The sequence below is a fragment of the Paenibacillus sp. MZ04-78.2 genome (assembly GCF_024213375.1).
GTDB lineage: Bacteria > Bacillota > Bacilli > Paenibacillales > NBRC-103111 > Paenibacillus_G.
Genome location: NZ_JANAVJ010000008.1, coordinates 1 through 13,713 on the forward strand (window position 1 = coordinate 1; position 13,713 = coordinate 13,713).

Here is a 13,713-nt window from a genome sequence, read left to right on the forward strand (position 1 = left end):
GACAGCTTGCAGCGGCTCGCATCCCATGGAAGCAGCTCATTCAAAGTCTGCTCAAACTCGATTTCACGACAAAGTCGGTCCACCAACACGGCGGGGCCCGAAGTATACGAATACGTTTTAAGCGGAGTATTCACGTGATCGCCTCCAGAGAAAAAACTATACCCTTACATTCTCTGGAAGTTGGTGATTTCCCTTCAATAAATTTGATTTTCGCGCAGTTTCACCTGCGAAATGTGGGTTACGAGGGTTAAGTTCTTTTGTATACGATAAAAGAATTCATTCGGCACTGGGTGGGGTCTTTTGAGAAGCCGCCGCGGCGGCGAAAAAAAGAAAAACCACAACGCGAGGGTTAGTCGCATTGTGGAGCATCGGACCTAGACTGTCGAAATCAATAGTGCTTCATTATAGCTATTAATGTTATCCGCAATCCAACTAGGTTCATACAACCTTTCTGTAATAAATCGAATAATACAATCCTCTCCATCAAATGAAATTATCGTAGAAAACTTTTTGTGCGGAAAATTACTCTTGAAATATTTTTCCCATTGCCCTAAAGTCATAATCGCAATTTGCAATAATTCTATTGGATTATTCTCAGCTATTTCTTCATAATAATCGTTCAAATGTATATGATTATAACTAGCCTCAAACCCCGTTCTATCTTGGAAAAATTGGTTAGGAATAAATTGATCCGGCAAGATACTACTGGTGTTTTGCTTTACTAAAATACATCCATCCCATTCCATAAACTCTAAGGATGATAATTCATCCGTGAAATTTACACATTTACGATCACTAGAATTTAAAATTTCAAGATATTCCTTCATTTTCTTGTTTGTACGTACGATGGTATTCACCTCATTTCTTTGGGTCATATGGACTCTCTCCTAGATATTTTTCTAATCCAACATTTAATTTCTTTACAAAATCAGTATTCTTGAGCATATCATTAACACCCCTAGGTGCAATATTACCACTTGAATCAACAAACTTACCCTTCTCAGGGCTAAATAAATATTTAGTATTGTTTTCATCCTGGTAATGAATCTGCCCTGGTCGTTGACCTGGATTTGGGTTTTCTACATCAATTCGTGCCTTAGTACCCTTATCTTTCCACAGTGTTTTACTTGTAACTTGAGTGCCATTAGCACCAAAGTAACCCATGCCACCCAATAATGGTCCCACTTCACCCATAAATTTAGCTTCTTCTGACGAATTTTCTATATTTTCATTAATTGCACGATTTGCACCAAGTACCCAGTCTGCTTTTGATTCAATTTTTATCCTTTTTCTTGCCCAAGCACCATCTCCGTCATCAATCATTGCCAAATTCAAGAGATATCTTGCTTCATTATCGTCTAAAAATGAATTATCCTTGATGTATCCTAATGCCCAATCATAGTTCCCTTCACTTATAGCGGCAGTATTGGCAAGATATGTCGCTTGATTGTAACTTATCCACTTGTGCCCAGATGGATCAACATGTTTCAAAGGATTATTAGCCACATACGTATAAAGGTTCAAACTCAGCGGATTGCTTATATCCCCTTCATACGTATCCTGATTCATAAACCGGCCTGCACTCGGATCATACCATCTTGCCCGCAAATATTGAAGGTGCGTGCTGTTGTCCCAAAACTCTCCGCTATAGCGGAATGGCTGCGGCACTTGCTCCTTAGCGGTCAACGGATTTCCCCATATATCATACGTATACTGGTTCAAGATATTTCCGCTGCCATCGGTTAGCCCTACAACATCTCCATGACCATTTTGAAGATAATACGTCTTATTCCCACCTGCATCTGCATCTGCACGTGCTGCCAGTCCGTTTCCACGAATGTACCGAGCTTTTAACGCGGCTGAACCGTTCGTTACTGTCCCCTCGGCAATCACATTCGCTCCGTCATAATAATAACGAACCGTCTGCCCGTTCTCTGTCCGCTCGTACAATAGCCCGTCCCCGTTATAACGGTACGATACGTTCTTCCCGTCATCGGTTGTCACATGAACGAGCCGGTTCCGCTCGTCGTACCGGTAACTTGCTCCACTCAGGTTCGGACTATTACTGCTCTGCATCGTTTGACGGTTGCCGCGGGAATCGTACGTGTACTGTTCGCCAAACTGGCTTGATGTTCCGATCCGGTTTAGCGGGTCATAGCTAAATTCATGCCGCGTTCCGTTCTCTGTCTTGCTCGTCTGATTGCGGTTGTTGTCATAGACGTAGGCAAAGGTATTGAGAGCCGCTCCCTGCTTATCTTGGGACAGTCTGGTCAGATTCAATCCTTCATACGTATAAGTCCCGTTCACTCCATTGCGCTGCACGATGGCTTCCAATAAATTGTTGTGTTTATACTTGTACGTGGCATCCCAGTCGTTGAGTTTTGGACCTACGCCTGTCAGCCGATTACGGTTATCATACCCGTACACCGTAACATTGCCAAACGGATCGGTCATCGTCTCTCGATTTCCTTGCCTATCATCATACGAGTATTGGATCGTCCTCCCGTCTGGATACGTGAGAATGTCCAATTGTCCAAGCTTGTTATAGTGATAGTTCGTGGTACCTGTGTTGTCTTGCATGACCTTACGTTTTCCAGCCGCATCGTAACCATAACTTATCGTTTCGTTTCCTAAAGCACTGCTGATGAGCTTATTGCGTTTATCGTAATCGTTCGTTGTCACTTGACCTTTACGGTCTACATACGTCCGTAAGTTATTATTCTCATCATAATAAAACTTTTCTACCGCCTGATCGGGTGCGATCGTCTGAATCGTACGACCCAGCTCGTCATATTTCTTGGACCTTTCCGTGTTGTCCGGGAACACAATTTTGAACAAATTCAAACGGTCTTTTGAAGTATATTCATACTTCGTAAACTCGTTCTTCGCATTGGTGACTCCCGTCAAGCGCCCCAGGGCATCATAATCAAACTTCGTCTTATTATTGTTGCCGTCCGTGCTTTCGCGGACTTTACCGGCCGCGTCGTAGATAAACGTACCCAATGTTTGGACCACGGGCTGCCCGTTGACTTTTTTCGTTTCCTCATTCTTAATCGTCCGGTCTAACTTATCTAATGTCTCCGTCACTTTGTAGCCTTCAGCATCGGTCGATACCTTCGTACGCTGAATATCGTTATATTCCACCGTAGCTGACGAACCGTCCGGGTACGTGACTCTATTTTGGCGGCTCCATTGGTCGTAGCCGAACGAAGTCCGGTTTCCCTTGGCATCTTCACTCCATTCCAAGCGACCGTATGAATCGTAGTCGAATCTGCTTCTAATATCCTGCTCGCTCACACCCGTTGCGATCTTCCAGCCGATCGGGTTCCATTGCGTATACGTTTTTACGCCTTCCTCGTCCGTGATCAAAATTGAATTTTTCGCATCGTTATATTGCAGGTTGACGACGCTAGCATCCGGATTGGTTGCTTTCGTTACCCGGCCCAGCTTGTCATAGTCATAATCTGTCGCATTGCCTTTGCCGTCAGTAATTTTCGTTACTTTTCCAAGCGTCGAATTATACTCATATTTCTGCGTAATCTTTGTTATCGCTCCATCGACATTGGTCACATCCGTTGTCGTTTTGGTCGGAAACCGGCTGTGGTATTTGGAGTCGTATTCCACGAGCGTTTCGGTTTCTTTGGCGTCCCCGGATTTTGTTATGATTTTGCGCGGGTTGCCGTACGGATCGAAGTCTTCATAGCGCGTCTCCGACAGCTGCTTTCTAGCAAGTCCATCTTCAAATATCTTTTCCTTGGTGAGTTTCCTCTGCTCATTGCGCTCAAGCAGCGTATACCGCTTCTGATTGTTATAGATCGGCTGCGTTATACTGCTAAGCAAGTGCGTGTTCGGGTCGTAATCGTAGTTCGTTGTAACTCCCATAGGATCGGTCGACCACAATACGTTGCCATAGACGTCAAATTCCCGGGACGTGCTTGTTGTATATGATTGCCCCTGAGCCGTATAGGTGGTGGTCACTTTGTAGGGATATGGAAGATGCCGTGCCTCGTCATATTGTTGATCCGTTGAGATGATGTATGTCACGCCGTCTCTGACTGATGTTTTGGTGATGTTCGTTTGATAATAGAAGAAAGGAAGACTCCAATTTTCGTTATCAATTTCCTTCTTAATTGTATACTTCGTTGTTATTAAACCATCATCGTGGTAAACATAATAATTAAAACTTCTATGGCAGGAATCCCCTAAATACCCTTCATAATTAAATTTTTCCTGTTTTAATTTTTTCAAAGAACCGTCCGCCTGTCTGGCCTCTATTGATTTCTCCTTAATACGGTATACATCAGTAATATGAGAGCGAGAGCAACTGTACGCGCGCTGATCTTCGTAAGTATATATGCTGCTTGCCCCTGTAGGATGCGTAACCCTAGATAGTAATACATAGTAGTTATTTTCGTAGTCTTCTCTGTAACTAGGCTTGTTAGTATACTCATAGGACGTAACCCTTCCCGAAGCATCAATAACTTTAGATAATTGTTTTTTCCCCTCTATGGAGGTTTGAATATACTTTACCTTTTGGTCTCCTTTCGTTAAGGTTATACCAGAGGAATCATACTCAATATCGATCCTTTCTCCCTCTGTCGAAATACTTTCCAATCTATCACCGATATTTTCTGTATACTTGTATGTAAAATTGATTTCATTATTATATGCATCAGTAATCTGGACCAAATTACCATCAACATAATTTGAAAAATAATAAGTCATTCCTTCAAGATTACGTACGGAGTGTCTTTTTTCGTGTCCAATTAGGCCCGATCCGGATTTTACGATTAAATCCTGCCAAGGATACCCATGGAGTTGAGTTAGTCTGCTGTAAGCGTCTGTTGCCCCTATCCCGTATGATCCTTTCCCCAATCGATCACTCAAAACAAGAGTATTATCGAATTTAGGCAAGTCCCAACTCCATCCCTTACCTAAGAAATCATCTTGTTTTCTTCCTTCATACATCCTCGAGTCCATTGCACTATATTGTCTTGTTAAGGAAAATGATAATCCATTTCTTCCCCTAATTGTCATATCTGTCGTGCGCACAGAAAGGTCACCGGATATGGTAGAAACCGAGTCGTATTCCGAATTAATCTGATACGGAGCGTCGTTCGGCGTAAGATTCACCGGCTCAACAATCGGTTTCGAGGCCAATGATCTCTTCATTCTATTTTTATAAACGGAATTGTACACCGAACCATATACGGAGTCTGTAATACTTGCTATAGAATTGATAGCGCCGATGGCTGAACCAATAATCTTATCACTTAAAACTCCGTTTAATGATGAAGTATTCGTCAGTGAACTGCCTTTGGACCTATCGCTCTTAAAGCCTGTAAGGAGTAAGCCCAAGACATCTTGCTCTGCGGCAACCGTAGGTGTGATTAGAGACAAGAATAGGACCACGCTTAGTAAGGATGAGATAAGTTTTTTCATATGAACCTCCAACTGAATGATAGATATTACTTTACATACTTTAACCCAACCGAATCTACATACATGGTACCTGAAGCATTATCCGCCACACTCCTGAGCAAGGCATAGACTCGAGCATGCGTGGCATTCCGAGGAACCACACCACTGGTCACCAAAGGAACATACCCACCGTTTGTAAGAGAACTGCTCTCCGTCACCGTTGCTCCCACAAACTCGGTTCCGTTGAAGTAATCGACATATAACTGAACCTTGGCGTTAATCAATTGTTCCACATTGAAGCTTCCGCTTACATTTACAGCTTTTCCCGGTTCAACTTTCACGACTTGGCTTACGCCAACTATCCCATGATTGGCTATGCCAGTTCCCGCAACCTTCTGTACACGTGATCCGGATGTGATCCGTATTAGCTCAAAATTAGGGTTAGCTGCACCCCAGATTGATTTGCCCCAGCCATCCGCCACTCCATCATTTTGGGTATAAACTTCAAACTTTCCATTGGTTACGAGATCGCCTTCTGCAGCGTAGTTAAGATTCATCATATCGACGTATATCGTCCCGGAAGCTTCAGCCGAAGTACCACGTACAAGAGCTTGTACAACCGCATAGACGGTGTTGGACGGAATGATTCCATGGGATGAAAAAGTAACAAATTCCCCGTTTGTCAAAGCGTTGCTTTCAGTAATACTTGCCCCGATGAAACCACCGGTTGCATTGAAGAAATCAACGTATAACTGGACTTTCGCATTGGCAAGCTGTTCAATATTAAATCTTCCACTGACTTGAAACGGCTTATCCGGGTCTACCTTTACGGCTTGGCTTACCCCAACTGCTGCGTTGTTCTCTATTCCAGATCCCGTTATTTTTTGAACCCGTGCCCCGGATGCCGAACGAATTAACCCAAAATTAGAAGTCCGGGCGCTCCATACGGATTGGCCCCACCCATCCGCTGTTCCATTATATTGGGTCGATGTATCGAAGCTTCCATTAGCAAAGAGATTAGGCTCCGCTTCGTACTTGAAATTCATCATGTCAACATACATCGTCCCGGATGCGCCGTCGGATGTTCCACGAATAAGGGCATAGACCAGTGCGTATTGGGTATTGGGCGGAACGGTGCCATTCGATGATAGTGTGATATAGCCACCGCGAGTATTGACATTGCTTTCAGTCACACTAGCTCCAATAAATCCGTTAGGGCCACTAAAATCCACATAGAGTTGGATTTTGGCATTAGAGAGCTGTTCAATATTCATACTTCCACTGACTTGAAACGGTTTTCCCGGCTCCACCGCCACAAGCTGACTCACTCCGGTAGTGCCATTATTGGCTATTCCTGTGCCGGTTACCTTCTGAACTCGTGCCCCGGAGGGGAGTCGGATTAATTCAAAATCGGAGGTATTTGTGCTCCATATGGATTTTCCCCATCCGTCCGCAACTCCACTGTTTTGGGTTGACTTGTCGAAACTTCCGTTGGAAAGCAAATTCCCATCCGAATCATAACTGAAATTCGTCATATCAACATGCATCGTCCCGGATGCGCCATCCGATATGCCACGAATAATTAGATAAACTTTAGCGTATAGCGTATTCGACGGAATTACGCCATTAGCCGAGAGGGTTACATATCCTCCATTTGTTACATTTCGAGTTTCGACAACGCTAGCCGTTCCAGTCAAACCAGAATCATTATAAAAATCGACATATAACTGAACTTTGGCATTAGACAGCTGTTCAATATTAAATCTTCCACTCACATGAAAAGATTTGTTAGGTGATACACTTACTACTTGACTCACTGCAACGATTCCGTTATTTTTTATGCGGGAACCGCTGATCTTCTGCAGATTTGAAGCAGTTGTAAGAGGAACTACATGAAAATCGGACTCTTCCGCCGACCATATTTCTTTCCCCCACTTATCAGCAACTCTATTATTTCCGGTGTTCATATCGAAGCTTGGATTCATTAAGAGGTTATTTGTTTTATTTTTTCTGACAAGATTACCTTGTTGATCATATTGATACTCGATGCCACCTTCCGAATCAACTTTTTCTACCAGTTGCCCTTTCGTATCGTATTGATATTTTGTTTCTCCGTGTGCCGATATTAATGGTAAAGAGCATGCTATCATCAACATGAAGCATAGTAAAAACGACACGACCCTTTTTGGCATGACTACCTCCCTATACGTTCTTCTCAGATGTTGGACTTGAAATATTTTCTATGTTAAATTATACCTTTTACAAATGGTGTATGTATATAGCGATTTTTGTAAAAAAAGAAGTGCCAATCTTCTAAAGGATTACGCTAATTTTTCTTCTTTTGGTTACAAAAGGCTTATGCTATAGAAGGCGGGTTGAGATACGTATTATTGCGAAATTCCTCTTATCACCAATTTGAGGTGAGCATTTTAGCCACTTCGATCATCGGAGTGAGTCGACAGCGAAATCCCCACCGAATCCAGCCTTGCAGTACCATGGGTGCAAAAGCAGTCGGGTACCGGTAAATCTCTTGATTTTTGTAACAGGAATTCTGCGATTATTTTTTTGCATCTCTAATAATCTTCCATTCGTGTCGTATTTGTAATTCTAATAATTCTATATATAGATATTTATATAATTCTTTCTATTCCACTCTACGACGAATTATATTCCCATTGAGATCGTAGTCATATCTGATTTCTCTTTGATTCGGTGAAATAAATTTAATTAAACGTCCATTTTGGTCATACTGATACTTATTTTTTTCAATTACAATATCATCCAAAGATAAAGCACCACCGTTATGAATGCCCCAGATCAGGAAATAATTCTCCTTATCTCCAGTCGTGAATACGATCGTTTTCGTTCCTATCTTGCCTGCTTGGTCATTCCATTCCGTCCATCCCTTATCACTCGTATAATCCGATCCTACTCCTCTAGCTACAAAGTAAAAGTAGCCGTTATTTGCTTTTACTGGATTTACGATTGATTTGTAAGAAAATGTCACGGAATACGTTGTATTTTTCTCAAAACGGATCTTGTTAGTATCTGAATATGCAATGTCTTTCCATTCCTGTGTAGGTTGGGAGGCTAGGTAGGCGGAGTATTGCCCCGTTATTACCTTCTGCGGATCATTGGTTATGGTCCCTGCTCCTGCTGTATAGTTTGTTCCTGCATAGCTTCCTCGTTCAAAGGATTCACTTCGTTTTTCGATATAAATATCATCCAAAGATAAAGCACCACCGTTATGAATGCCCCAGATCAGGAAATAATTCTCCTTATCTCCAGTCGTGAATACGATCGTTTTCGTTCCTATCTTGCCTGCTTGATCATTCCATTCCGTCCATCCTTTATCACTCGTATGATCCGATCCTACTCCTCTAGCTACAAAGTAAAAGTAGCCGTTATTTGCTTTCACTGGATCTACGATTGATTTGTAAGAAAATGTCACGGAATACGTTGTATTTTTCTCAAAACGGATCTTGTTAGTATCTGAATATGCAATATCTCTCCATTCCTGTGTAGGTTGGGAGGCTAGGTAGGCGGAGTATTGCCCCGTTATTACCTTCTGCGGATCATTGGTTATGGTCCCTGCTCCTGCTGTATAGTTTGTTCCTGCATAGCTTCCTCGTTCAAAGGATTCACTTCGTTTTTCGATATAAATATCATCCAAAGATAAAGCACCACCGTTATGAATGCCCCAGATCAGGAAATAATTCTCCTTATCTCCAGTCGTGAATACGATCGTTTTCGTTCCTATCTTGCCTGCTTGATCATTCCATTCCGTCCATCCTTTATCACTCGTATAATCCGATCCTACTCCTCTAGCTACAAAGTAAAAGTAGCCGTTATTTGCTTTCACTGGATCTACGATTGATTTGTAAGAAAATGTCACGGAATACGTTGTATTTTTCTCAAAACGGATCTTGTTAGTATCTGAATATGCAATATCTCTCCATTCCTGTGTAGGTTGGGAGGCTAGGTAGGCGGAGTATTGCCCCGTTATTACCTTCTGCGGATCATTGGTTATGGTCCCTGCTTCTGCTGTATAGTTTGTTCCTGCATAGCTTCCTCGTTCAAAGGATTCAACATCATATATATTCTCATTCAGTCCGTTGGAAATGGATGCTGCTGTAACAAGCCCCTGACTACCGTGACTTACAAGTACGGAAGAATTTGCATAACCAATAGTTGATAATGCCGAAAACATACAAATACTTATAAAAGGTATAAAAAATACTCTTTGTAAATTTCCGACGTATAATAATACAATTAATATGAAGTTATTGTTTATGTGTGATGCCACTTTTCAGAACTCCCCTCAACATTATCAACAAAATCTATGTCTCAGACCCCTTTTCCCTGCTACAGCTTCACATAACCGCATATTATTTCCAAATTTGCCCATGCGTCTATTTCAATTTTACGGTTGGATTTAAGCAATTGCATCAACTCATTCTCAGTTGTCATTATTACGGTAAAATAACCTCTTTACCAACCATATTCCCATTACTATCGTATTCCCTTTAATCTTTGCAGTAATCTGTCCACACTTGAAGTTGGTTTACCCGTGTATTCGAAATGCTGCCATACCCTTTTTTTTGTATTATCATAATATAACAAGGCGCCACCGAACCCTCCTTCCGAGAGCAATAAATGTACTCCCCGTTTCCGCAAGGTTCACATGAGGGGAAATATAAGCATCAAAGCTCCAGGTATAAGTCACATTCGGATCCACTCCGAGATCAAATCCGTTCCATGTCCATGAAGAGATTTCCTCCATATGTCTGATATAAATTCTACAGGACTTTCTTACTAATATTTCCCGTGTTAAATTATACCTTTGTCAGATAGTGTCTGTATATAGCGGAGTATGTAAAAAATAATAATATTCCCTTCACCTGTCGGCGCGGTGACAAAACGGTCGGGCTGTTCATAGAATGCATCATCCAAGCCGCGGGAGATGAAGACTGTGAGCAAAGCGAAAACTGCCAAAAAGAAAGTCCCGGCGTCGTCCATCGACAAAACCAAGTTCAACATGAAGGTGGTGACCTCGGACGTGTGCGCCCGCTGCCGCAAATGCGAGCGCGGACTGCGGTATCTCGAGAAAATGTCCCAGCCGGGTGCCGTCGGCAACGGGATTCCGTGCATCCTGACCAAAGGCAAGGCTTACGCTTAGCACGATGCCTGTACGACGAATCGGCTCCAGTGAAACGAAAAGGGCAAGGTACGCTTCCCGCGATTCCGGAATTCGTCCCTTGCCCTTTACTATGTATGATGTCTTGCGGTTGACCATCTTCCCTTCGCTTCAGCAGCAACACGTCCTATATCCTTTCATCATGTACGTACGTCCGCCCGCCTTCCGCCCCGAACGTCAGCACGCCGTCGTGGGCCTCCACCTTCACCACTGCCTCGTCTGTGACCACGGCCGACACCGCCGTCTGCGCCCTCAACCCCGCCTTTCGTTCGGCATGCGGGTCCGTGACGTCAAAGCGATACGTGCTGCTCACCCAGCCATGCTGTAATATGCTTTTTGAACTTTTGCGCAGCCGGGGAAAGGTGCTTGAAGGATACGGCCGCGAGCACGATCGTGCGATAAGGGTCGCCTTCGAGACCGATCATGTGAATGCCGTCCAGCGCCTCATAGAGCACCATCGCCGGCAAAATGCTGATCCCGAGCCCGTTTTTCACCATCGCCATGATCGCTTGATCTTCCAGCACTTCGTATTTGATGTTCAGCGACAGACGGTTGATTTTGATAATGCGCAGCAGGTCGCTTTCCTTGCCCCACTTCGGCATAATGAACGGCTCCGCTTGCAGCTGAGCAAGCGACATGACGGTCATCTCGCGGTAAGGGGACTCGTCCGGCACGATGCAGAGCAGGTTGTCGTTGGTCAGCGGGATGATGTCCAAAGGACGGGCCGCCGTTAACGAGAGAAAGCCGAAATCGACCGCACCACTCGTAATCCAATCGTTAATTTCGTCGTAATCGCCTTCCAGCAGCTTGATCTCGATGGTCGGGTGCTCCGCCTGGAACCGCTTCATGATGCCGGGCAGCCATTGGGTGGAAATGCTTGTGAAGGTGCCGATCCGCACCGTTCCAGTCTCCAGCCCTTGAATCGAAGCGACCTCCTGCTTGAGCAGCTCGCTTCGCTGGAGAATGTCCCGGACATGCTTTAGCACGCGCGCGCCGTTCGGCGTCAGACCGGTCCCGGCGCGTCCCCGGGTCAGCAGGGCAAAGCCCCACTCGGACTCCAGACTGGCGATGGCATGGCTGACCGCCGATTGGGTCAGTCCGAGCTTCTCGGCCGTCCGGGTCAGGCTACCCAGCTCGACAACCGTGCTGAATACTTCGTATTTGGCCAATGACATGGATCGTCTTCCTTTTCATGAAAAAATTTCACTTAACATATGATAAACATTCATTTTTCTTATTCATAGTGTACCGTTATACTAATCGTTGTGTAAATACATATCGCGTTGGGAGCCAGACAGATGAGAACGGAAATTAAAGCGGATTTGATGATGCTGGGAGCGACGATGCTGTGGGCGTCCTCGTATTTGTTCACCAAAGTCGGGTTGCAATCGTTGGACACATTTAATCTAATTGCTTTGCGCCTGCTGATTGCATTTCTATTGTCGGCGCTTGTCTTTCATAAGCGCGTCCGGAGCGCCGATTGGTCGACGTTGAGCTCCTCTTTTGTGCTAGGCTCGATCTTGTTTCTCAGCTTCGTGTTCATCACCTTCGGGGTCCGGTCGACCTCCGCTTCGAACGCGGGCTTTCTCGTCGGTCTTTCGGTGATCTTCGTTCCGATATTGTCGATTCTTTTCCTGAGGAAAAAACCGGAGGCGCGCTTGCTTCTGTGCATCGGACTCGCCATCGTCGGGATCGGCCTGCTGACGCTGACCTCGTCGCTGACGATCAATCAAGGGGATATGTACTGCATGCTCGGCTCGCTGCTGTTCGCCGTGCATATGCTCGTGACGGGCTCGTTCGTAAAACAGGGGGACGCGATCGCCCTCGGCGTGCTACAGCTCGGGTTTGCCGGGCTGTGGGCGCTGTCCTTCTCCTTCCTGATGGAGACGCCGAAGCTGCCGGATACGTTCGACGCGTGGTGGTCCATTCTCGGACTGAGCGTCTTATGCAGCGCCGTCGCCTTCGTTCTACAGGGTTCCGCGCAAAAGTACGCCTCGCCTACGCGCACGGCGCTGATTTTCGGAACGGAGCCGTTGTTCGCCGCGATCTTCGCTTTTGTTTTTGCAGGGGAAATGTTGACGTCCAGAGGATACGTCGGCGCGGCGCTGCTGCTGCTCAGCGTGTTTCTCGCACAGACCGATGTGAAGAAGCTGCTCGACGGGAAGCGGCTCGCCGTCAAGAAGCACCGTCCGTTAAGCAAATAGCTTTGAAAGATATAGAGGAACACCGATGCTTTAACGATAAGCCAATGCCTGCGTTTTGAAAAATAAGACATCCGCGGTGTTACGAAGCTGCATAGCAGACGTTCAGCCTCATGAAAGCAGCCTCGCGTACTCCCGTCCAGCAAACAACAAGATCCCGCCTGCTCCTTTTCAGAGCATGTGCGGGATCTTGTTCACTTCGCCTCAAATCTTAAACCGGTACCCCGCGCCCCAGATCGTATCAATATACTGCGGATTGGACGGGTCCTGCTCGATTTTATCCCGCAGCTTGTGGATGTGGACGGTGACGGTCGCGATATCGCCGACCGAATCGTAGCCCCAGATGTGCTCAAACAGTTGGTCCTTGCTGAACACGCGGTTCGGGTTGGAAGCGAGAAACGTCAGCAGATCGAACTCTCGGGTCGTAAACGTCACTTCCTGGTTGTTCACGAACACGCGGCGGGACGACTTGTCGATGAGGAGGCCGCGGATGCGGATTTCCTCCGCCTGCGGAGCCCGGCTGCCGAGCAGCCGCTCGTATCGCGACAAATGCGCCTTCACACGGGCGACCAGCTCGCCCGGACTGAACGGCTTGATGATGTAATCGTCGGCGCCGAGGCCCAGGCCGCGGATTTTGTCGATCTCTTCCTTTTTCGCGGATACCATCAGAATCGGGATATCGTGCTTGTCGCGGATTTTCCGGCATATCTCGAAGCCGTCCACTTTGGGCAGCATCAGATCGAGAATGATCAGATCGTAATTCCCCGTGAGCGCCTTCTTCAGCCCTTCGTCGCCGCTGTGCTCCATATCGACCCGATACCCGTTGATCTCCAAGTAATCCCTTTCCAGCTCGGCAATGCTCGTTTCGTCCTCGATAATTAAAATGTTTTTCAT

At 45.5% G+C, this 13,713-nt stretch carries 8 protein-coding genes; 2 read left to right on the forward strand and 6 right to left on the reverse strand.

Translation table 11 applies throughout. The annotated features are described in order from the left end of the window. Window positions 1-374 precede the first annotated feature (374 nt). The 4 genes from NLX71_RS08450 to NLX71_RS08465 all read right to left on the reverse strand — a co-directional run bounded on the left by NLX71_RS08450 (window position 375) and on the right by NLX71_RS08465 (window position 9,727). Entirely contained in the window at window positions 375-875 is a 501-nt protein-coding gene (locus NLX71_RS08450; RefSeq protein WP_254363162.1) for a hypothetical protein, read from the reverse strand. After that, window positions 859-5,442 (reverse strand): RHS repeat domain-containing protein, encoded by a 4,584-nt coding sequence (locus NLX71_RS08455; RefSeq protein ID WP_254363164.1) that lies wholly within the window; start codon window positions 5,440-5,442, stop codon window positions 859-861. The genes NLX71_RS08450 and NLX71_RS08455 overlap by 17 nt, the downstream gene beginning before the upstream one ends. 26 nt (window positions 5,443-5,468) lie before the next feature. Then, complete coding sequence (locus NLX71_RS08460) at window positions 5,469-7,613, reverse strand: hypothetical protein (protein ID WP_254363167.1); 2,145 nt, start codon at window positions 7,611-7,613, stop codon at window positions 5,469-5,471. Between the two features lie 452 nt (window positions 7,614-8,065). Continuing rightward, window positions 8,066-9,727: an RHS repeat domain-containing protein gene (locus tag NLX71_RS08465; RefSeq protein ID WP_254363169.1), complete on the reverse strand. Its 1,662-nt coding sequence runs from the start codon at window positions 9,725-9,727 to the stop codon at window positions 8,066-8,068. Window positions 9,728-10,384: 657 nt separating this feature from the next. Between NLX71_RS08465 and NLX71_RS08470 the strand changes: the two genes are divergently transcribed. After that, complete coding sequence (locus NLX71_RS08470) at window positions 10,385-10,600, forward strand: hypothetical protein (RefSeq protein ID WP_254363170.1); 216 nt, start codon at window positions 10,385-10,387, stop codon at window positions 10,598-10,600. Window positions 10,601-10,908: 308 nt separating this feature from the next. Here the strand turns inward: NLX71_RS08470 and NLX71_RS08475 are convergent, their stop codons facing one another. After that, on the reverse strand, window positions 10,909-11,793 hold the full coding sequence (locus NLX71_RS08475; protein WP_254363171.1) for a LysR family transcriptional regulator: 885 nt from the start codon (window positions 11,791-11,793) through the stop codon (window positions 10,909-10,911). Window positions 11,794-11,916: 123 nt separating this feature from the next. Here NLX71_RS08475 and NLX71_RS08480 point away from each other — a divergent pair, with 123 nt between their 5' ends. Further along, window positions 11,917-12,822 (forward strand): DMT family transporter, encoded by a 906-nt coding sequence (locus NLX71_RS08480; RefSeq protein WP_254363172.1) that lies wholly within the window; start codon window positions 11,917-11,919, stop codon window positions 12,820-12,822. A gap of 201 nt (window positions 12,823-13,023) precedes the next feature. Here NLX71_RS08480 and NLX71_RS08485 read toward each other — a convergent pair whose 3' ends face one another. Further along, entirely contained in the window at window positions 13,024-13,713 is a 690-nt protein-coding gene (locus NLX71_RS08485; protein ID WP_254363174.1) for a response regulator transcription factor, read from the reverse strand.